The organism is Umezawaea sp., from assembly GCF_057122925.1.
Map to the genome: position 1 here is coordinate 8727 of NZ_DBNGPQ010000126.1, position 23776 is coordinate 32502.

The 23776-nt window shown below is 75.0% G+C and carries 4 protein-coding genes; all 4 read right to left on the reverse strand.

Features of this window, described 5'->3' with window-relative positions:
* Positions 1-86: 86 nt before the first annotated feature.
* The 4 genes from AC156L_RS28510 to AC156L_RS28525 are packed head-to-tail and all read right to left on the reverse strand — an operon-like array spanning position 87 to position 23774.
* The gene (locus AC156L_RS28510) at positions 87-1340 is read right to left on the reverse strand and encodes an MFS transporter (RefSeq protein ID WP_330876631.1); all 1254 of its coding nucleotides are present in this window, start codon (positions 1338-1340) and stop codon (positions 87-89) included.
* Positions 1337-2521, reverse strand: coding sequence for a serine hydrolase domain-containing protein (locus tag AC156L_RS28515; protein ID WP_330876632.1), 1185 nt, complete (start codon positions 2519-2521; stop codon positions 1337-1339). The genes AC156L_RS28510 and AC156L_RS28515 overlap by 4 nt, the downstream gene beginning before the upstream one ends.
* Positions 2518-14595: an amino acid adenylation domain-containing protein gene (locus AC156L_RS28520; protein ID WP_330876633.1), complete on the reverse strand. Its 12078-nt coding sequence runs from the start codon at positions 14593-14595 to the stop codon at positions 2518-2520. Before AC156L_RS28520 ends, AC156L_RS28515 begins: the two co-directional genes overlap by 4 nt.
* On the reverse strand, positions 14592-23774 hold the full coding sequence (locus AC156L_RS28525; protein WP_484407425.1) for an amino acid adenylation domain-containing protein: 9183 nt from the start codon (positions 23772-23774) through the stop codon (positions 14592-14594). The genes AC156L_RS28520 and AC156L_RS28525 overlap by 4 nt, the downstream gene beginning before the upstream one ends.
* Positions 23775-23776 lie beyond the last annotated feature (2 nt).

Below are 23776 nucleotides of genomic sequence, written 5' to 3' on the forward strand. Positions count from 1 at the left end.
TCCGGCTCCACCGCGGTCGCACGGGACACGTCCGCGGCGTCCGGGCGGGGCGTCCGGCTGAACGGGCCGCCGAACGCGGCCACCGCTCACCCCACCGGCTCCGCCGCGGCGGCGCGGGGGAACGTGCGCAGGGTTCGGCTGAGGGTGGTGCCGAGTGCGGTCACCGCCAGACCGCCCGCGCAGACGAGGACCGCCGTGTGCTGGCCCGCGCCCATGACCAGGCCGCCCACCAGTGGCCCGAGGACGGCCGCGCCGCCGCCGCAGAGACCGGCCAGGCCGCTGAGCCTGCCGCGCATCTCGTCCGGCGTCACCACCAGCTGGTAGGTCATGATGACCGTGTTGGCCACGGGCGCGAACAGCGCGGCACCGGCCAGCAGGAGCCCCATCGGCAGGCCTGCGGGCACGAACGCCATGAGGGCCGTCATCAGCGCGGCGATCCAGCTGAAGCCGATGATGATCACCGACGGCGGCAGGGCGGCGTGCAGCCTGCCCGCCAGCACCGCGCCGAGCAGGCCGCCCGCGCCGACGCACGCCATGGTCAGACCGATCTGGCCCGCGCCGACCTGCTGCTCGCCCGACGTCGCCAGCACCACGATGATCAGCGCGCCGAACGCGGTGTTGGCCATGACCATCCACACCATGGTGGTCCGGATGACCCGGTGGCCGATCAGCCAGCGGGCGCCCTCCACGAGGTCGCCGCCGACGCTGGTCTGCTCGGTCCGCTCGCGGGTGCGCGGCGGCAGGCGCAGGAACAGCAGCGCCACCAGGGAGAACGCCAGCATGAGCGCGTCGGCGAGGAACGGGATCGTGCGGTGCCAGGCGAACAGGAACCCGGCGAGCGCCGGTCCGAGCAGCGTGGCGATGAACGGCCGTGCGGTGTTGCGCGCCACCGCGTCACCGAGCTGGGACTCCGGCACGACCTGCGCGAGCGTGGCGTGCTCGGCGGGTTCGAACACGGAGCTGAGCGCGCCCTCGACCACCGCGACGACCAGCACGTGCGGGAACGAGTAGGCGTCCAGCAGCAGCGCGACGCCGATGCTGGCGAGGCCGACCACCCTGATCGCCTGGCACAGGACCATCACGCGCTTGCGGTCCCACCGGTCGGCGATCACCCCCGCGGGCACGTTGGAGGCCATGTGGGCCGCGGCGACCGCCGCCGCGACCAGGCCCATCTGCCACGGGGCGCCGCCGACCGCCAGGATCAGCAGTGGGAAGGCGACGAACGTGATCTCGGTGCCGAGTTCGGAGAAGAGCAGGCTGCTCCACAGGATGTTGTAGTTCCGGTTGCGGGACAACCGGGTGGGCGTGTCGGCCGTGGTCGCGACCACCGGGGACCTCACTTGTCCTTGTCGTAGCGGCGGGCGAGCCTGCCGGTGACCTGCAACAGGTCTATCTCCCCCGAACGGGGGTCGCGGAGGAACCGGCCGTCGAACCGGGTCGAGCCGGTGAGGACGAACCGCAGTTCGCCCAGGAACTCCAGCCGGTCGCCGGTGGTCGTGGCCAGGCCGCCGTCGGCGTGCCGGACCACGGTGAGGTCCAGGGGGCCGTTGGCGAACCGGCCGACGCACGCGGTCGGCCCGTGGCCCGGAACCGGTGGTGAGGACGGCGTGGGGTGGTCGGGGACGTCGACGTCGAGCGTGCGCAGCAGCCGTTCCCACAGGTCCCGTCCGGTGGCGGAGTTCGTGGTCAACGCGACGACGTCGCCGGTGCGCGGGTCGGTCCGCAGGTGGCACGAGGTGCCGTCGCCGGACCCGTCGTGCCCGAACCAGTCGCGGTAGGCCGCCCAGCCGAGGCCCCAGCCGTCGGCGATGCCGTACGGGCCGATCGGCAGGTCCGCCACCTGGTCGACGAACATCGGCGCCAGGTCGTCCACGCAGGACGCGGCGAAGGCCACGAGGTCCGCCGCGCTGAGCGCCAGGCCGCCGTTCGGCGCCTCGACCGGGATCGCGGACTGCTCCTCGATCCGCGTGCCGCCGAACGAGTGCCCGACGGCGACCGGGCGCGCGGCCGCCGGTCCCCCGACGAACGCGGGCTCGACGCCGAGCGGTCGCAGCAGGATCGACGTGACCGCGTCCTCCCACGACATCCCGGTGGCGTCCTCGACCAACTGCCCGACGACGGTGTAGCCGACGTTGGAGTAGGAGAACGCGGACCCCGGCCGGTGCACGAGGTCGGCGGCCCCGCAGTGCCGAGCGACCCACGCGCGCCGGTCGCTGGTGTGCTCGGCGTCCTCGTCGATGTTGGACGCGAGGCCGCTGGTGTGCGTCAGGAGCTGCCGCAGGGTCCAGCCCTGCGGCAGCCGCTCGTCCAGGTGCAGGTCGCCGTCGTCCACGAGCAGCATCGCGAGCGCCGCCGTGAACGGCTTCGTCAGCGACCCCAGCGGGAACGCGGTGTCGTCGGCGATCCCGTCCCCGTGGCGGGACACCGCCGTCCGGCCGCCGAGCCGCACCGCGAACTGGGCTCCGGGCACCCCGGTGGCGGTCGCGAGCCCGGCCAGGTCGGTCTCGACCGATGTCGTCATCGTTCCTCCAGGTGGGCGGCGACGGACCGCAGCGCGCTGCGGAAGTCCTCCGCCACGCGGCGCACGGTGGACGGTTCGTGGACGGTGCCGGAGAAGTACCACTCGAACGCGAGCACGCCGTCCCTCGCGGCCCCGACGACCTCGACCAGGTGGGTGCGCGGTCCGGCCGCGTCCTGCTCGCTGCCGATGGGGTCGCGGAAGGCGTGGTAGAGCGCTCCGGGCCCGGTGGACGGCGTTGCGCCGACCTGGCCGTGGTAGTTGAACAGCACCTCGGACTTGCCCGGCAGGTCCGGCGTGCCCCGGAGCCTGCGCAGCAGGCCGTGGCCGAGGCCCTTGCCGGGGACGGCGCGCAGCGTCCGCCGCACGGCCTTCACCGCCGCGGGCCACGGGCCGGACGGCACGTCGAGCACCACCGGGTACTCGGAGGTGAACCAGCCGACCGTGCGGGACAGGTCGATCCCGTCGAAGATCTCCTCGCGGCCGTGGCCCTCCAGGTCGATCGCGACCCGGTCGTCCCCGGTCCACCGGCCGATCGCCGACGCCAGCGCGGTCAGCAGCACGTCGGTGACCGACGTCCGGAACCGGGCGGGCACCTCCCGCAGCAGCGTCGCGGTCTCGGCGGCGGTCAGCGCGACCGACACCGTGCCGGTGGAGCCCGCGGTGTTCGGCCCGTCCCCGTCGACCGGCAGCGGGGCCGCCGCCGGGAGCGCCGACCAGTAGCCGATCTCGTCGTCCACGCCCCCGGCGGCCACGTGCCGGTCGAGCAGGGACGCCCAGCGCTGGAACGACGTCGTCTTGGCCCCCAGGTCCACGGGCCCGCCCGCGAGCGCCTGGCCGTAGGCCTCCTCCAGGTCCTCGGTGAGGATCCGCCACGACACCGCGTCCACCACGAGGTGGTGCGCGGTCAGGAACAGCCACGGCCGCTCACCGGGGCCGAAGTCGAACAGCCGCGCGGCGAGCAGCGGCCCGTCGGTGAGGTCCAGGCCCGATTCGGCGTCCGCCGCCGCCTTCTCCGCCGCCACCAGCCGGTCGGCCGGGTCGGCGGCGGACAGGTCGATCCGGCGCAGCGACTCGGTGTGCTCCACGGCGGCGTTGTGCTGGCGCCACCCGTCCGGTCCCGGCTCGAAGCGCATCCGCAGCGCGTCGTGGTGCCGGACCAGCGCGGTCAGCGCCTGCCGCAGCGCGGGTTCGTCCAGCTCACCGGTCAGCTCGACCAGGGTCGACTGGGTCAGCCGGTGCGGGGGCGTCCGGTAGACGTCGAAGAAGTCGTGCTGGATCGGCGTGAGCGCCACCGGACCGTGCACGGGTGCGCGGTCGGCCGTGCCCGGCGCGTCCGGTGTGGCGACGCGCGCGAGCTGCGCGATCGTCTGGTTGAGGAACAGGTCCTTCGACGAGAAGCGCACACCCGTCCGCCGGGCCCTGGCCACGACCTGGATGCTCAGGATCGAGTCGCCGCCCAGCTCGAAGAAGTTGTCCTCCACGCCGACGCGGGCCGGGTCGACGCCGAGCACGTCGGCCCAGATCCCGACCAGCGTCGTCTCGGTCTCGTCGCGCGGGGCGACGTGGGCGGTCCCGGTGGCGGCGCCGTCCGGGGCGGGCAGCACCGCGCGGTCCACCTTGCCGTTGACCGTCAGGGGGATCCGGTCGAGGGCGACGAAGAACGCGGGCACCTGGTAGGCGGGCAGCGACCGCTTGGCGAAGTCCCGCAGGTCGGCCGCGGACGGCTCGCCGCCGGGTGTCGGCACCACGTAGGCCACCAGCCGCGGGACGCCCGCGAGGTCGTCGCGGACCACCGCGGCGACCTGGGAGACCTCCGGGTGCCCGGCCAGGACGACCTCGATCTCCCCCAGCTCGATCCGGAAGCCCCGGACCTTCACCTGGTCGTCGGAGCGGCCGAGGTACTCGACCGACCCGTCCGGCAGCCACCGTCCGAGGTCGCCCGTCCGGTACATCCGCGTGCCTGCGGGACCGAACGGGTCGGCGGTGAACCGCCCCGCGGTCAGACCGGGCCGGTCCAGGTACCCGCGCGCCAGCTGCACGCCCGCCAGGTACAGCTCGCCCGCCACGCCCACCGGCACCGGCCGCAGCGACGCGTCGAGCAGGTAGGCGCGGGTGTTCCACAGCGGACGGCCGATCACCGGCCGGTCGTGGCCGGTGATCTCGCAGCCCAGCGCGTCGACCGTGACCTCGGTCGGGCCGTAGTAGTTGTAGCCCGTGGTGGCGGTGCTGTCGCGCAGCTCGCGCCACAGCGCCTCGCCGACGGCCTCGCCGCCGAGCATGAGCACGCCGGGGACGTGCGTGCTCGGGTCGAGGAGCCCGGCGGCCACCAGTTCACCGGCGTAGGTCGGCGTCAGGTCGAGCACGTCGATCCGCCGCCGCGCGACGTAGTCGACCAGCTCGTCCGGTTCGCGCCGCAGGTCCTCCCCGATCACGTGCAGCTCGTGGCCGTCGAGCAGCCACAGCACGCCCTCCAGCGAGGTGTCGAACGAGAACGCGGCGGTCACCGCCATCCGCATCCGCCCGGTCGCCTCGCGGCGGACGAGTTCGGCGCGGTGGTCGAGGAACAGGTTGGTCAGGCCGCGGTGCTCGACGACGACGCCCTTCGGCGTGCCCGTGGAGCCGGACGTGTAGATCACGTACGCCGGGTTCTCCGCCCGCGCGCGGGGTTCGGGGTCGGTCGCCGGGTACCCGGTGCGGGCCTCGCCCCCGGTCAGCACGAGCACGGGTTTCGCGTCGTCCAGCATCAGCGCGACGCGCCGCGCGGGCAGGTCGGGGTCGATCGGCAGGTAGGCCGCGCCCGCCTTCCAGACCGCGAGCACCGAGACGACGAAGTCGGTGGTGCGCGGGCACCGGACGCCCACCACCGACTCGGGTCCGGCGCCGCGCTCGACGAGGTGGTGGGCCAGCCGGTTCGCGCGCTCGTTCAGCTCGGCGAACGTCAGCGTGGCGTCCGGTCCGACCAGGGCCACCTCGTCCGGGGTGGCGGCGGCCTGCCGCTGGAACACCGCGGTCACCGACTCCCACCCGTCCGGGTGGTCGGTCGCGTTCCACTCCTCCACGACCCGGCGGTGGTCGGCCTCGCCGAGCAGCGGCACGTCCAGCAGCGGCCGGTCCGGGGTCGCGGCGACCGAGGCCATCAGCCGCACCAGGTCGCCCGCCACGCGGTCCACCGTGGACTCGTCGAACAGCGTGGTGCTGTAGCCGATGGCCAGCCCGAGTTCGCCGTCCCGGTCGAAGTAGTCGAACGTCAGGTCGTGGCTGACGTCGTCGCCCACGACCGGTTCGGGCTCGGCCCGCAGGCCCGCCAGGTCGGGCGCGTGCGACGGCGTGTTGTCCAGCACGACCATGACCTCGGCCAGCGGGTTGCGGCTCGGGTCGCGCTCGGGGCTGACCAGGTCGACCAGCCGTTCGAACGGGATGCCGTCGTGGGTGAACGCGCCGAGCACGGTGTCGCGCACCCGGTCGAGCAGGCCGGTGAACGACAGCGCCTCGTCCACGTCGGACCGCAGGACGACCGTGTCGACGAAGAAGCCGACCACGCCCTCCAGCTCGGCCCGAGCGCGGCCGGAGGACGCCGTGCCCACGGTGATGTCCCGCTGGCCGCAGTACCGCGCGAGCAGCAGCTTGGTCACGGCGAGCACCACCATGAACACCGTGGCGCCCCGGTCGCGGGCCACCGCCTTGAGCGCGTCCACGACGTCGGCGGGCAGGTCCACGAACCGCGCCGCTCCCGCCGACACCCGCACGGACGGGCGCGGGTGGTCGACCGGCAGCGCCAGCGGGGTGACGCCCGCCAGCCTCTCGCGCCAGTGGTCCAGGTGCCGGTCGGCGTCGGGGCCCGCCAGGCGGTCGCGCTGCCAGGCCGCGTAGTCCGCGTACTGGATCGGCAGCGCCGGGAGGTCGGCCCGCTCGCCGCGCACGGCGGCGGAGTAGCAGACCCCGAACTCGTCGGCCAGCACGCCCATCGACCAGCCGTCGGTGGCGATGTGGTGCATGACCAGGGCGAACACGTGCTCCCGCGCGCCGAGCCGGAACAGGGTGGCGCGGAACAGCGGCCCGGTGCGCAGGTCGAACGTCCTCGACGCCTCCTCCCGGAGCCGTTGCCGCAGAACGGGTTCCGCCGCGCCGGTCAGGTCGACCTCGGCCACGTCGGCGTCGACGGCGGGCCGGATCACCTGCACGCCGAGGCCGTCCACGTCGGTGAACGTGGTCCGCAGCGCCTCGTGCCGCCGCACCAGCGCGGTCAGCGCGGCGCGCACGGCGGCCGGGTCGAGGTCGCCGTGCAGGCGGTAGCCGAACACGGTGTTGTACTCGGTGCTGTCGGGCTCGAAGTCGTTGAGGAACCACAGCCGCTGCTGCGCGAACGACAGCGGCAGCGGCCCGGACCGGTCGATCGGCGTGATCGGCGCGTCCGCGGGGTCGTCCACCGCCAGCGCCGCCGCGAACGACTCGATGGTCGGGGTGTCGAAGAGCTGGCGCGGCGACGGGGCGCCGCCCAGCACCGCGCGCACCCGCGACACGATCCTGATGCTGCGGATCGAGTCGCCGCCCAGGTCGAAGAAGTCGTCCAGCACGCCGATCCCGGCCGGGTCGAGCCCCAGCACCTCCGCCCAGATCGCCGCCACGGCCGTCTCGGCGCGGGTGCGCGGCGGCACGTGCTCGACACCGCTGCCCAGCGTGCCGACGTCGTCGGGCGCGGGCAGCGCGCGGCGGTCGACCGTGCCGCTGGGCGTCAGGGGCAGCGCGTCCAGCCTCACGTACGCCGTCGGCACGGCGTGGGCGGGCAGCCCGGCGGCGGCGTGGGCCTTGAGGTCGGCCACGTCCACGGTGTCGCCCTCGGGGACGAGGTAGCCGACGAGCCGGACGTGGTCGCCGTCGCGGATCACGGCCGCCGCGGCGGCGGCCACGCGGGGGTGGCGGACCAGCACGGACTCGACCTGGCCGAGTTCGACCCGGAAGCCGCGGACCTTGACCTGGTCGTCGGCCCGGCCGACGAACTCCAGGTTCCCGTCCGGCCGCCACCGCGCGACGTCGCCGGTGCGGTACACCCGGCCGCCGGGCCGGAACGGGTCGGCGGTGAACCGGGCCGCGGTCAGCTCCGGCCGGTTCCAGTACCCGCGCGCCACGCCGTCGCCGCCGATGAGGACCTCGCCCGCCACGCCGATCGGCACCGGCCGGTCGTGGCGGTCCACCACGTAGGCGGTGGTGTTCCACAGCGGCGTGCCGACGGGCACGAACGGCACGTCCGTCGGCGTCCCCGCCGTCACCCGGTAGGCCGTCGAGTCGACCGTGGTCTCGGTGGCGCCGTAGGCGTTCACGACCACGGTGTCCGGGCCGACGCCCGCCAGCACCTCCAGCGAGTCGGCCGAGGGCCAGCCCTCCGAGCCGACCATCAGCACCCGCAGGCCGGTCAGCCGACGGCCGCGCGAGCCCGCCTCCTGCACGATCGCCCTGGCCAGCGCGGGAACGGTGACCAGGACGTCGGCCGCCGTGCTCTCCAGCAGGTCGACCAGCACGCGGGGATCGGCGACGTCGAGCGCCGGGACCACCACCATCGAGCCGCCGAAGAGGGCCGACAGCAGGAAGTCCGAGAAGAACAGGTCGACCGACAGGCTCGACACCGACAGCGTGCGGGGCAGCGCCCCGGTCAGGCCGTAGCGCTCGTCCCACGACCGCACCATGTGGTGCACGCTGCCGTGCTCCACCATCACGCCCTTGGGCCGCCCGGTCGAGCCGGACGTGTAGACCACGTAGGCGAGGTCGTCGGTGGTGACCGCGGTGCGCGGCGCGGACGTGGGCAGCCCGGACAGGTCCACCTCGTCGACCAGCACCACCGGGGTGTCCGGAGTGGACACCAGGTGGGCGTGGCGGCGGTGGGACACCACGACCTCGGGCGCGGCGTCGGTCAGCATCGCGGCCAGCAGCGCGGCCGGGTAGTCCGGTGCGAGCGGTACGAACGCGCCGCCCGCCTTGAGCACGGCCAGCAGCGCCACGACCGCGTCGACCCCGCGGTCCAGGCAGACCCCGACCAGCGAGCCCGGTCGCACGCCGAGCCCGACCAGGTGGTGGGCGAGCCGGTTCGCGCGGGTGTCCAGCTCGGCGAAGGTCAGCCGGTCCGCCCCGCACACGACCGCGACCGCGTCGGGGTCGGCCGTCACCTGCTCGGTGAAGAGGTCGTGCACGAGGCGGGCCGGAGGAGCGGGGACGACGGTCCCGCCCCAGCCGTGCAGGAGCAGGTCGCGCTCCTGGTGGGTGAGCACCGGCAGGTCCGCCACGCGCGTCCCCGGGTGCTCGGCGATGGCGCCGAGCACCGTGACGAGGTGGCCGAGCACCCGCTCGGCGGTCGACTCGTCGAACAGCGCGGGGTCGAAGCCGAGGGACAGGCGCAGTTCGGCGGCGGCGTGCGCGGTGACCGTGAGGGCGTAGTTGGTGCGCTCGTCACCGCGGTAGTCGCGGACCGCGAGGCCGTGGCGGGACGCGGCGTCGGCGTCGTACGGGTAGTTCTCGAACACCACGATGCTGTCGAACAGCGCCGTGCCGCGCGGGACGTCGCCGCACGCCTGGATCTCGGCGAGCGAGAGGTGCTCGTGGTGGCGGCACTCGACCTGCTCGCGCTGCACGCGCGCCAGCCAGTCGCGCACCGCGTCGTCGGCGGGCACGTCGACCCGCGCGGGCACGGTGTTGATGAACAGCCCGACGATGGACTCCGAACCGGGCAGGTCGGCGGGACGGCCGGACACGGTCGCGCCGAAGCACACGTCGTCCCGCCCGCCGTAGCGGGACAGCAGCACGGCCCACGCGCCCTGCACCACGGTGTTGACGGTGATCCGCGCGTCCTTGGCGACGGCGTACAGCCGGGCCGCCAGCTCCTCGGGGAGGCCGCCGCGCACCTCCCGCGCGGTCTGGGACCGGTGCGCGCGCAGGGGTTCGCGGTCGAACGGCAGCGGCGTCGGCTCGGTGAACCCGGCCAGCACGCCCCGCCAGTGCTCCTCCGCCGCGGGGCGGTCGCGCTCCGCCAGCCACGCCACGTGGTCGCGGAACGGGCGCCGCGCCGCGACCGGGGCGGGCCCGTCGCCCGCCAGCGCGGCGTACTGCTCGAACACGTCGGACAGCACGTGGGCGAAGCTCCAGCCGTCGACGACGAGGTGGTGCGCGGACCACAGCACCCGCACCTCGTCGTCGGTCAGCCGCGCGATGACCAGCTTGATCAACGGCGGCCGGGCGAGGTCCAGCTCCCAGCCCTCGCCCCGTTCCCACAGCAGGGCCAGTACCTCCTCGCGCCGCTCCGGCGCCAGGTGCCGCAGGTCGTGGTGCTCGATCGGCACGGGGGTGTCGCGGTGCACGACCTGGAGGGGTTCGGCGACGTCCTGCCACACCACGGCGGTCCGCAGCACGGGCGTCCGGTCCACGACCCGCTGCCACGCACTCGCGAGAGCCATCGGGTCCGTCACGCCGGACAGGACCGCGCTGAAGCGCCCGGCGTACAGGTCGGTCGACTCCGCCAGCGAGTGGAAGAGCATGCCGCTCTGCATCGACGTGAGCGGGTACACGTCCTCGACGTCCCGGCCGTCGCCGACGATCCTGTCCACCGTGGACTGGTCGAGCGCCGCGAGCGGGAAGTCCGACGGGGTGCAGCCGCCCGCCCCCGGTGCGGCGCAGTGCTCGACGATCTCCCGCAGCGCCACCAGGACCGCGTCGGCGAGCGTCCGCACGGTCCGCGCGTGGTGGACGTTCGCCGAGTAGGCCCAGCGGAACTCCAGCTCGTCGCCGTCGACGATCCCGGTCAGCTCGATCAGGTGCGCGCGGGTCTGGTGGTCCACGCGCTCGACGCCGCCGGGGTGCGGGCACCAGCCGCGGTACAGGTCGCCGGACGTGGAGGTGTCCATGCGCCCCAGGTAGTTCACCGAGACCTCCGGCCGGAGCTCGGGGAGGTCGTGGCCGCCGAAGTGGCGCAGCGCGCCGTGGCCGAGGCCACCGCCGGGGACCGCGCGCAGCCGCTCCTTCACCGACTTGAGCACCTCGCCCCAGCCGCCCTCCTCTGGCAGTTCCAGCGACACCGGGAAGGCGGTGGTGAACCAGCCGACGGTGCGGCTCAGGTCCACGCCGGGCAGCACGTCCTCGCGACCGTGGCCCTCCATCTCCACCAGCACCGAGCGGCTGCCCGCCCAGTCCGCGAGCACCCGGCCCACGGCGCTGAGCAGCACGTCGTTGACCTGCGTGCGGTACACCTCCGGCACCTGGCGCAGCACGGCGGCGGTCGTGCCCGCGTCCAGGCGCACGGTGACGGTCCGCATGGACCCCACCGTGTTCTCGCCGGTGCCGTCGACCGGCAGCGGCACGACCTCCACCGGCGCGGTCCACCGTTCCAGCTCGTGGTCCAGGCCGCCCGCGGCCACGTGGTCGCGCAGCCGGTGGGCCCACTCGCGGAACGACGTGGTCTTCGGCCCGAGGTCGACGGGCTCGCCCCGCCGCGCCCGCTGGTAGCCGAGGTCCAGGTCCGCCAGCAGGACCCGCATCGACACCCCGTCCACCACGAGGTGGTGCGCCACCAGGAACAGCCGCGGCGAGCGGCCGGTGAACAGCAGCACCCGCAGCAGCGGCCCGTGCTCCAGGTCGAACCCGGTCTGCGCGGCCGTCGTCGCGGCGCGGACCGCCGCGTCCTCGTCGTCCACGTCGGACAGGTCGACGACCTGGAGCACGTCGGCGCCGTCGGGCGCGGCGTTGTGCTGCCGCCACCCGCCGCCGTCGCGGGTGAACCGCAGCCGCAGTGCGTCGTGGTGCACGGGCAGGGCGGCGACCGCGGTGCGCAGCGCCTCGGTGTCCACGTCGTCGGCCAGCGCCAGGAACACCGACTGGCAGAACCGGTCGGCGCTGGGTTCCAGCTCCTCGAAGAACCACCGCTGGATGGGCGTCACGGGCACGTCGCCGACGACCGGGCCCTGCTCGTGGACGGGTGCGGCGGTACCGGCCGCGTCGGCTTCGGCGGCCAGTTCGGCGACGGTGTGCCTGAGCAGCGTCTGCCGCGCGGTCAGGTGGATCCCCGCCTCCCGCGCCCGCGCCACGACCTGGAGCCCGAGGATCGAGTCGCCGCCCAGGTCGAAGAAGTTGTCGTCGACCCCGACGTCGGAGACCCCCAGCAGCCCGCTCCACACCTCGGCGAGCACCCGCTCGGTGCGGGTGCGCGGCGGCACGTGCCGGGTCCCGGTGTCGCGCTGCCCGCTCGGGACGGGCAGCGCGCCCCGGTCGACCTTCCCGGTGCCACCCACCGGGAACCGGTCGAGCGTCACGAAGGCCGAGGGCACCATGTGCTCCGGCAGTCGCTCACGCAGGAACACCCGCAGAGCCGGGACGTCCGGCTCCCCGAGCAGGTATCCCACCAGCCGCCGGACGCCGCGGGCGTCCGGCTTGACCGCGACGGCCACGCCGCGCACGTCGGGGTGCGCCGCGAGCGCGGCCTCCACCTCGCCGAGCTCGACGCGGAAGCCGCGGATCTTCACCTGGTCGTCGGTGCGACCGAGGTAGTGCAGGTCGCCCGCGGCCGACCGCTTCACCAGGTCGCCGGTCCGGTACATCCGGGCTCCCGGCGCGCCGAACGGGTCGGCGACGAACCGGTCCGCGCTCAAGCCGGGCCGGTTCCGGTAGCCCCTGGCCAGACCGGTGCCGCCGACGTACAGCTCGCCGGGCACGCCGACGGGGACCGGGCGCAGAGCGGCGTCGAGCACGTAGGCGCGGATGCCGGGCAGCGGACGGCCGATCGGGACGCTGTCGACGTGCTCCCCCGGCGCGAGCGGGTCGCTCATCGTGCTGGTGGTCGTCACCTCGGTGGGGCCGTAGGCGTTGACCACCCGCCGCCCCGGCGCCCAGGTGTCGATCAGCGAGGGCGGGCACGCCTCGGCCGCGACGACGAGCGACCGCAGGTGCGGGTACTCCCCGTGCGGCAGCGCCCTCAGCGCCGTCGGCGGCAGCGACAGGTGGGTGATCCGGTGCGTCGTCAGCGCTTCCGCCAACTGCTCGCCGGGGGTGGTGCGGGTGCTGGACGCGAGGACGAGCGCGGCACCGGACAGGATCGACATGCCGAGTTCCCAGAACGCCGCGTCGACGGCGGGCGACACGAACTGGAGCACCCGCGAGCCCGGTCCGACGTCCAGCCGCTCCCGCTGCGCCGCGACGAGGGCGTGCACACCGGCGTGCGTGGTGACGACCGCCTTGGGGCGGCCGGTCGAGCCGGAGGTGTACATGACGTACGCCGCGGCCGACAGCGGCGGCTCGACCGCGAGCGCCGGGTGCTCCTCGCCCTCGACCGCGGCGAGCAGGTCCGGGGTCACGACGAGCACCGGGTCGGCGTCGGCGACCAGCGAGCGGAGGCGCTCCTCCGGGTGCTCGACGTCGAGCGGCAGGTAGGCCGCGCCGGTCTTGAGCACCGCCAGCACGGTGACGACGAACTCGATCGACCTCGGCAGCCGCACGACCACCAGCCGCTCCGGGCCCGCGCCCCTGGCGGCCAGCGCGCGGGCCACCCGGTCGGACCACTCGTCCAGCTCTCGGTAGTCGACCGTCCGATCCGGGTCGACCAGCGCGGGCGCGGCCGGGTCGCGGCGCACCTGCTCGGCGAACAGCTCCGGCACGGTCCGGGGCTCGGGGGCCGGGGTCGGCTCCGCGGTGAGCCGGTCGTGCTCCGCCGGGTCGAGCAGCGGGAGGTGGTCCATGTCGCGGTTCGGGTCCTCGACGACGGCGGCGAGCAGCGTGAGCAGGTGGCCCGCCATCCGCTCGGCGGTCGCGGGCTCGAACAGCGAGGTGTTGTACCCCAGGTGCGTCACCAGCGCGCCACCCCGCTCGACGAAGTCGAACGACAGGTCCATCGGGGCCACCAGCACCGGCGGGACGACGTCCTCCACCCGCACGCCCGGCAGCGCCACCGCGCCCTCCGGCGCGTTCTGGAGGTTGACCGCGACCTCCACCAGCGGCGGCCTGCTCGGGTCGCGCTCCGGCCGCAGGATCTCCACGAGCCTCTGGAACGGCACCTCGTCGTTGGCGAACGCGTCCAGCACGGTGGCGCGCGTGTCGCGCAGGAACTCGGCGAACGACGCCGTGCCGTCGATCCGACCGCGCACGACCAGGGTGTTGACGAAGAACCCGACGAGGTTCTCCAGCTCGACGCGGTCGCGGCCCGCCGTGGCCGTGCCGACCGCGACGTCGTGCTGGCCGGTGTAGCGCGACAGCAGCAGCTGCGTCGCCGCGACCAGCGTCATGAACAGCGTGGCGCCCTGCCCCCGTGCCAGGTCCTTCAGCCGCGACACCAGGGGCGCGGGCACCTCGAACCGGTGCGCCGAGCCCGCTGGCTCCCGCACCGCCGGGCGCGGGGAGTCCGTCGGCAGGTCGAGCGCGGTCAGGCCGTCGAGCCGGTCGCGCCAGTGCTCGACCTGCCCGTCCAGCGCCGGGCCCGCCAGCCGCTCCCGCTGCCACCGCGCGAAGTCCGCGTAGCCCAGGGGTTCCGGCGGCAGCTCACCGAGGTAGGCCTCGCTGAGGTCGTCGGCGAACACCCGCATCGACCAGCCGTCGGTGACGATGTGGTGGGTGTGCACGGCGAACACGTGCTCGTCGGGTGCGATCCGCAGCAGCACCGCCCTGATCACCGGACCGCGCCGCAGGTCGAACGGCCTGGACGCCGCGTCCAGCAGGTGCGCGTCGACGTCCCGCGCCGCCACGTCGACCACCGGCAGCGGCACGTCGACGTGCGGGTGCACGACCTGCACGCCCACCCCGTCCACGGAGTCGAACGTGGTGCGCAGCGACCCGTGCCGCGCCACGACCCGGCCCAGCGCGCGCCGCAGCGCCGCCACGTCGAGGTCGCCGGAGAGCCGCAGCACCAGCGGGACCTGGTACTCGACGCTGTCCGGGTCCAGCTCGTGCATGAACCACAGCCGCTGCTGCGCGGCCGACAGCGGCGCCGGGCCCGCGTCGTCCGTGCGGGGGATCGCGGAGTCGTCCGCGGCCAATCCGGCCAGCCGCTGCCGCAGCAGGGCCTGGAGGTCCTCCGGCAGTGCGGCCACGCGGTCGGACAGGGCGTCGGTCATGAAGCACTCCCACTCACGGTCTGCTCTAGGTCCGCGACCAGTCGTCGCAGCACCGATTCGGACAACGCGGCGACCGTCCGGTTCTCGAACAGGTCGCGCGGGGACATCTCCACGCCGAACGCGCGCCGCGCTCGGGAGGCGATGCGGAGGCTGGTGATCGAGTCGCCGCCGAGCGCGAAGAAGTCGTCCAGCGCCCCGACCTCGTCCACGGCCAGGACCTCGGCGAAGATCCGGGCGACGGCGGCCTCGGTGGGGTCGCGGGGCGCCACGTACCCGACGTCCGCGCCGCGCCGCCGCACGGGGTCCGGCAGCGCGGCGCGGTCCACCTTGCCGTTGGCGTTGAGAGGGAACCGCTCCAGCGCCACGAACTCGGTGGGCACCATGTACCCCGGCAGCCGCTCGGCGAGCCAGGGGCGCAGCGCCGGGTCCGCGCCGCGTTCGGGCAGGACGTACCCGACCAGGAAGTGGCCGACCTCCGACCGCAGCGCCACGACGACCGCGTCGCGCACGTCGGGGTGCGCCCGCAGGGCGGCCTCGACCTCGCCGGTCTCGATCCGCAGGCCGCGGATCTTCACCTGGCCGTCGACGCGGCCGACGAACTCCAGTTCGCCGTCCTCGGTCCACCGCACCAGGTCACCGGTGCGGTAGAGCCGCCCGCCGGGGGTGTCTGCGAACGGGTCGGCGACGAACCGCTCGGCGGTCAGGCCCGGCCGCCCGAGGTAGCCGCGGGCGAGCCCGGTGCCCGCGACGTACAGCTCGCCCGGTGCTCCCGGAGGCACGGGCTCCAGGTGCCGGTCGAGCACGTAGGTCCTGGTGTTGTCGAGCGGACGTCCGATGGGGGCCGCCGGTCCGGTCACCAGGTGCGCCGTGGCGTAGGTCGTCGTCTCGGTCGGCCCGTAGACGTTGAGGACGAGCGAGGCGGGGCAGTGCTCGCGCACCCGCGCGACGGCGGCCGGGGACATGGCCTCGCCGCCGGTCCAGACCTCGCGCAGGCCGGCGAAGCAGTCCGGTGCCTCGTCCGCGAGGACGTTGAACAGCGACGTGGTCAGGAAGGCCGCCGTGGCGCCCTGGTCCGCGACCAGCGCGCTCAGCGCCGGGGCGGTGAGGTCGCCGGTCGCGATGACGACCCGTCCGCCGCGCAGCAGGGGCGTCCACAGCTCGTACGTGGAGGCGTCGAAGGCGATCGGCGAGTGGAACAGCACCCGCCGGTGGGCGTCGGTGCGCCACCGGCTGTCCCAGGCGAGGCTGACGACGTTCGCGTGCGTGGCGGCGACGCCCTTGGGCACCCCGGTGGACCCGGAGGTGTACATGACGTACGCCAGCCGGTCCGGGTGCGCCACGGCGTCGAGCGGGCCGTCGGGCTCCCCGTCCCACGGCGAGTCGTCGTCGAGGTCCACGACCGGCACGGCCACGTCCGCCGCCCGCGAGCGCGAGTCGGCGTCGGCGATCACCAGCACCGCGTCGGTGTCCCGCACGAGCCACCGCACCCGGTCGTCCGGGACGCTGCCGTGGATCGGCACGTACACGCCGCCCGCCTTGAGCACGGCGAGGATCGCGACGACGGCCTCGGGCGACCGCCCGAGCAGCAGGGCGACCCGCGACTCCGCGCGGACGCCGAGCCCGGCCAGGTGCCGGGCCAGCCGGTTGGACCGCGCGTCCAGGTCGGCGTAGGTCATCTCGCCGCCGCGCCAGGCCAGCGCGACCTCGTCCGGCACGGACCCGACCTGCCGGGCGAACAGCTCCGGCACGGTCGCGGCCGGGTACTCGGCCGCGGTGCGGTTGCCCGCCACGACCACGCGGTCGCGGTCGGCCGGGTCGAGCAGCGAGACCCGCCGGACCGGCCGGTGCGGGTCGTCGGCGAAGGCGCCGAGCACGGCGGCCAGGTCCCGGCCGAGGCGCCGCACCGTGGCGGCGTCGAACAGCTCGGGGTCGTAGCGGAACACGAACGACAGCGGCTCGCCCGGATACGCCACCACGTTCATCGCGTAGCCGTTGACCTCGGTCGCGCCCAGGTTCCGCGGCCCGCCGTACGCGGTCAGCTCCACCGGGTAGTTCTCGAAGACCACGATGCTGTCGAACAGCCGCGAGCCGGGGCTCCACGACTGGACCTGCGGCAGCGACACGCCCTCGAACGCCCGCGCCTGCGCCTGGGCCTCCTGGAGGTCGGTCAGCCACCCCACCAGGTCGCGCCCGCCGTCCACCGCGACCCGCACGGGCAGGGTGGTGATGAAGATGCCGTGGATGTCCTGCGCCCCCGGCAGTTCCGCGGGCCGTCCGGACACCGTCGCGCCGAAGCACACGTCCTCGTGGCCGCTGCGGGCCGAGAGCACCAGCGCCCACGCGCCCTGCACGACGGTGTTCACCGTCAGCCCGGCGGCCCCCGCGCGCTCGGCGACGCGGGCGGACAGCGCGGCGGGCAGGTCGACGTCGACCCGGCCGGTCGAGCGGCCCCGGTACCCGTCGCCGGGAACGCGGTCGAACGGCAGCGGCGTCGGCGCGGAGAAGCCGGACAGCACACCGCGCCAGTGCGCCTCGGGAACCGTGAGGTCCTGCTCGCGCAACCACTCCACGTAGTCGCGGAAGCCGCGCGGCGGTGTGCCCTTCCCGCCGCCGGACAGCACCTCGGCCAGCAGCCGGTGCGCGCTCCAGCCGTCGAGCAGGACGTGGTGGACCGTCCACACCATCCGCACCCGGCGGTCGTCGACCTGGATGAGGACGACCCTGGTCAGCGGCGCCGTCGTCAGGTCGATGCCCGCGGCGAGGTCGTCGCTGAGCAGGGCCTCCAGCTCCAGGTCCTGGTCGGCGGCGGACAGCGGGCGCCAGTCCAGCCTGGTGATCGGCAGCCTCACCCCGCGGTGCACCACCTGGACCGGCTCGTCGAGGCCGTCCCAGCGCAGGGAGGTGCGGAGGATGGGCGTGCGGTCCACGACCCGCTGCCACGCCAGCGCGAGCCACTCCGGGTCGACCTCGTCCACGTCGGCGGTGAACTGCGCGAGGTGGACACCCGGCGTCATGGTGGAGTCGAACACCATGCCGCTCTGCGTCGGGGTGAGCGGGTAGACGTCCTCCACCGCGCGGCCGTCGCCGACCAGGTCGTCCACCTCGGACCGGGTGAGCGAGGTGAGCGGGAAGTCCGACGGCGTCCGGCCGCCCGCGCCCGGCGAGGCGCAGTGCTCGACGATCGCGGCCAGGTTGGCGGCGAAGTCGCGGGCGAGCCGCCGCACGACGGCCCCGTCGTGCAGGTCGGCCGAGTAGGACCAGGTGAACTCCAGCACGCCGTCCGCGACGAACCCGACCACGTCGAGCACGTGCGGGCGGACGTCGTCCGGGTGCTGGCCGAGGCGGATCTCCGACACCTCGCGGTAGAACCCGTCGGCGGCCGAGTCGAAGCGGCCCAGGTAGTTCAGGCTCACCAGCGGTTCCGGGGTCCCGGCCAGCGCGGGCGCCGCGGCGGCGTACCGCAGGGCCCCGTAGCCGATGCCGCGGCCGGGGACGGCCCGGAGCTGCTCCTTCACCGACTTGAGCCGCTCGCCCCAGCCCTCGCCCGCCGGGTCGACGACGACGGGGTACCTGGTGGTGAACCAGCCGACGGTGCGGGAGACGTCGACGTCGTCGAACAGGTCCTCCCGCCCGTGGCCCTCCATCGTGAGCGCGACCAGGTCGGCCCCGGTCCACGCGGCGAGCACGGGGGCGAGCGCGGTCAGCAGCACGTCGTTGACCTCGGTGCGGTACGCGTCGGGCACGTCCCGCAGCAGCGCGGCCGTCGTGGCCCCGTCGAGCCGGACGCGGACCGCGCGCTCCGCGGCGACGGTGTTCGCGCCGTCGGCGGGCCGCTCCTGCGCCGCCCGCCCCGCGGTGCCGGTCCAGTGGTCGAGTTCGCCGTCGAACCCGCCGGAGCGGGTGTGCTCGTGCAGCCGGGTCGCCCAGTGGCGGAACGACGTGGTCTTCGCCCCGAGGTCGATCGGCGCCCCCGTCACGGCCTGCCGGTAGGCCGTGGCGAGGTCCGCGAGCAGGATGCGCCACGAGACGCCGTCGACCACGAGGTGGTGCGCGGCCAGCCGCAGCCGGGTCGGGGTGCCGGGCACGAGCACGGCCCGCAGCAGCGGTCCGCGCTCCAGGTCGAACGCGTGGTCGACCTCGTCCACCGCGGACACGGTCAGCACGTCACCGGGCTCACCGGGAACCTGCTTCCCGCCGGTGAAGCGCAGGGCCAGGGCGTCGTGGTGGTCCACCAGCGCGGTCAACGCCCGACGCAGCGCGTCGACGTCCGGCGCCTCGGCCAGCACCGCGGTCACGTGCTGGTCGAACACCTCGGGGTGCGTGAAGCGCTCGAACAGGAAGTGCTGGATCGGCGTCAGCGGCGCGGGCCCGGAGGTGCCCCGGACCTGGTCGCGCGCGGCGCTCGTGGGCACGACGTGCGGCGCCAGCCGTTCGATCGTCTGCCAGCGGAACAGGTCCCGCGAGGTCAGCCGCAGGCCTGCCCGACCGGCCATCGCGGCGACCTGGATCGCCAGGATCGAGTCGCCGCCCAGGGCGAAGAAGTTGTCCGCGACGCCGACGGGCGTGCCGACCACCTCGGTCCAGATGTCGACCAGCGCCCGCTGCACGTCGTCGCTCGCCGCGACCGGCTCGGCGCCCGCCCGCGCCACCACCGGCTCGGGCAGCGCGGCCCGGTCCACCTTCCCGCGGTCCGTCAGCGGAAGTCGGGGCAGCACCACGATCGCCGACGGCACCATGTACTCCGGCAGCGAGACCGAGAGGAACGCGCGCAGACCGGCGTCGTCCAGGTCGGCGCGGCCGGTGACGTACCCGACCAGCCGGGTGCGGCCCGCGGCGTCGCGCGAGGGCACCACGACCGCCTCGGCGACCGACGGGTGGGCCAGCAGCGCCGACTCGACCTCGCCGGGCTCGACCCGGTTGCCGCGGATCTTCACCTGGTCGTCCACCCGGCCGAGGAAGTCGACCGTGCCGTCGGCGAGCAGCCGCACCTGGTCGCCCGTGCGGTACATCCGCGCACCGGGCACGGCGCTGAACGGGTCGGCCACGAACCGGCTCGCGGTGAGCGCGGGCCTGCCGAGGTACCCGCGGGCGACGCTCGCGCCGCCGATGTGCAGTTCGCCGGGAACGCCGAAGGGCTGCGGACGACCGTGCCTGTCCAGCACGTACACCGACGTGTTGCCGATGGGACCGCCGATGCCGGGCAGGCCGGTGCCGACCGGCTCGACCCCGCCCGCGGTGGCCACGACCGTCGTCTCGGTCGGACCGTAGTGGTTCACCAGCCGGAAGCGCGTCTCGCGGCCGGGGCGGCGGCGCAGCACGTCACCGCCGGTCAGCACGACCCGCAGCGCGGTGTCCCCGATGCCCGGCTCGTCCAGGATCGAGTCGAGCCGGGGCGTGGGCAGGAAGCACACCGTGGTCCCGGTGCGCGCCAGCCACTCCACCGTCGCGGCGGGCTCGTCGAGCACGCCGTCCTCCGGCAGGCACACCCGCGCGCCCGAGGTCAGGTACGGCCAGATCTCCCACACCGCCGCGTCGAACCCGAGCGCGGCCACCTGGCTGCCGCGGTCGGCGGGCCCGATCCCGTACGCGTCGACGTGCCACGCGCACAGGTTCGCCAGGTGCCGGTGCTCCACCAGGACGCCCTTGGGCCGTCCCGTGGACCCGGAGGTGTAGACGACGTAGGCCAGGTCCTCCGGCCGCACCCGCACGTCCGGGGCCTCGTCGGTGGGCCCGTGCTCCGGCGGCGGCGGGCGCAGCGACAGCTCGGTCAGCACGACCGGCGCCCCGGTGTCGGTGACGATGAAGTCGACCCGCGCGTCCGGCGTGGAGGGGTCGACCGGCACGTACGCGCCGCCCGCCTTGAGCACGCCGAGCATCGCGACCAGCAGTTCGGGCGACCGGGGCAGGCGCAGCACGACCGGCACGTCCGGCCCCACGCCCTGCGCGACGAGCCGGTGCGCCAGGCGGTTCGCCAGCCGGTCCGCGGTCCCGTAGGACAGCTCGGCACCGCCGCCGACGACGGCGACCGCGTCCGGGTCTCGCCGGGCGTGCTCGGCGAACGCGTGGTGCGCGACCAGCACGGGCGGGAGCGCGAGCGCGGTGTCGTTGACGCCGGTCAGCACGCGGGCGCGCTCGGCGTCGGTCAGCACCGGCACCAGCGCGACCGGTCGCGCCGGGTCGGCCAGCACGCCGTCCAGCAGCACGCCGAGGTGACCGGCCATCCGCTCGATCGTGGCGGCGTCGAACAGGGCGGTGTCGTACTCGACCATCACGTCGAGCCCGGCGTCGCGCTCGGTGAACTCGAAGGTCACGTCGAAGATCGACGAGACGTGCGGGAACTCGAAGCGCTCCGCCTCGACGCCCGGCAGCGCGGGCGGCCCCATCGGCGCGTTCTGGAGCGCCACCATGGCCTGCACGAGCGGCGTGCGGCTCGGGTCGCGCTCGGGGCACAGCTCGTCCACCAGGCGTTCGAACGGCACGTCCTGGTGGGCGAACGCGCCCAGCACCGCCTCGCGGACCTGGCCGAGCAGGTCGGTGAACGAGCGGTCGCCCGCGACGTGCGACCGCAGCGGCAGGGTGTTGATGAAGCAGCCGATGAGCTGTTCGGTCTCGGAGCGCTCACGGCCGGACACCGGGGTGCCGACGACGATGTCGGTCTGGCCCGAGTACTTGGCGAACAGCAGCTGGCAGGCCGCGACGAGGGCCATGTACAGCGTGGCGCCGTGCTCCCCCGCGAGCGTCGACAGGCCGCGGGTGGTGCGCTCCCCCAGGGTGAACCGGTGGGCCGCGCCCGCCGACGTCCGCACGGCCGGGCGCGGCCGGTCGGTGGGCAGGTCCAGCGGCTCCAGGCCGTCGAGCTCCTCGCGCCAGTGGTCGAGCTGGGGGCGCAGGGCCTCGTCCGTCCACCTGGCACGCTGCCACACGGCGAAGTCCGGGTACTGCACGGGCATCGCGGGCAGGTCGGCGGGCCGTCCGGCCACGGCGGCGGCGTACAGCTCGCTCAGGTCGCGGGTGAGCAGGCCGACCGACCACGCGTCGATCACGAGGTGGTGCACGTTCAGCGCCAGCTCGTGGTGGTCGTCGGCGCGGCGGGCGAGCAGCGCGCGCAGCACCGGGCCCTCGGCGAGGTCGAACGGGCGCTCGGCCTCGCGCGCCAGCAGCTCGTCCAGCCGCTCCGGCGCGTCCGAGATGTCCACAACGGACAGTGCGAACGGCCCCGGCGGCAGCACGACCTGCGCGGGCTCGTCGGTGACCACGGTCCGCAGGGCCTCGTGCCGGGCGACGAGACCGGTGAACGCCGTCCGCAGCGCCTCGACGTCGAGCGCGCCGCGCAGGGTGAACCCGAAGCGGACGTGGTACTCCACCGAGGTCGGGTCGAACCGGTGGAAGAACCAGAACCGCCGCTGCGCGAACGACAGCGGGAGCGCCCGGTCGCGCGGGACGGGCACGACCACGTCGCCGCTCGGGGCCTCGGCCCCGGTGGTGAGCGCGGCGGCCCGTTCGGCGACGGCGGCGACGGTGCGCGCGTCGAACAGGGTCCTGGCGGGCAGCGCGACGCCGAGCGCCGCCTTGATCTTGGGCATCACCCGGAACACCAGCAGCGAGTTGCCGCCGAGGGAGAAGAAGTCGTCGTGCACGCCGACCCGGTCGACGCCGAGCACGTCGGCCCAGATCCAGGCGATGGCCGCCTCGGTGGCGTTGCGCGGCGGCGTGTGCTCGACCGCGACGGGGTCGGGGAGCGCGGAGCGGTCGACCTTGCCGCTCACCGCGAGCGGCAGCCGGTCGAGCGCCACGAACACCGTCGGCACCATGTGCTCCGGCAGGAGGGGCGCCAGGAAGTCGCGCAGGGCGTCGGCGGACGGCAGCGAGCGGCCCGCGCCGTCGGGCGCCGCGTAGGCGACGAGCTGCCCGTCCCTGGCCACCACGGCGGTGTGCCCGACCGCGGGGTGCGTGGTCAGCGCCGTCTCGATCTCCGCGGGTTCCACCCGGTAGCCGCGGACCTTGATCTGGTCGTCGGTCCGGCCGCGGTACTCCAGGTCGCCGGAGGCGGTGCGGCGCACCAGGTCGCCGGTGCGGTACATCCGCTCCCCCGGCCCGCCGAACGGGTCGGCGACGAACCGCTCCGCCGTGAGCCCGCCGCGCCCGCCGTAGCCGCGGGCGACACCCGGCCCCGCGACGTACAGCTCGCCCTCGTCCGCGGGCCGCAGGTCGGGGCCCAGGACGTACTCGCGGGCCCCGCCCACGGGCACGCCGATCTCGACGGCGCCGGGTCCGACGGGCGCGCCCGCCTCGATCCGGTGCGCGACGCACCCGACCGTGGCCTCGGTCGGCCCGTACTCGTTGACCACCACGACACCGGGGTGCCGGGCGCGCCACCGGTTGAGCACGTCGCCCGGCAGCGACTCGCCGCCGACGACCAGGTCACCGGTCGGCGTGACGCCGTCCACCAGGTCGAGCATCAGCGGCAGGTGGCCGGGGGTCGCCTTGAGGAACGACACCCGCTCCGGGTCCTCCAGCGCGCCCGCGACCACGCACCCGCCGGACACCAGCGGACCCCACAGGGTCGTGACGGTCAGGTCGACGGCGATGGACGTGTGCAGCAGCGCCTCACCGGCGAGGCCGGGGTAGTCGGCGCGGCAGCACTCCAGGTAGCCCGCGAGCTGCCGGTGCTCGACCTGCACGCCCTTGGGGCGACCGGTGGAGCCGGACGTGTAGATCACGTAGGCGAGGTTCGCCGGGTCGACCTCGACGGCGGGGGGCGTGTCGGGGTGGTCGTCCACGGCGTCGCGGTCGAGGTCGAGGCGCTGCACCCCGTCGACGTGCGGGGCCGCGAGGTGGCTCTGGGTCAGCAGCAGCGGCACGCGCGCGTCGGCCAGCGCGTACGCGACCCGCTCGGCGGGGTGGGCGGGGTCGACCGGCAGGTAGGCGCCGCCCGCCTTCACCACGGCCAGCAGGGCGACCATCAGGTCCGTGCCCCGGTCGGCGCACACCCCGACCACGACGTCCGGCCCGACGCCGCGGGCGCGCAGCGCGTGCGCCCACCGGTTCGACCGGGCGTCGAGCCCGGCGTAGTCGAGCACGCCGTGCGCCGACCGGACGGCGGGCGCGGCGGGACACCGACGGGCCTGCTCGTCGAACAGGTCGAGTAGGACCCGCGACCCTCCGGATCGTTCCGCCATGC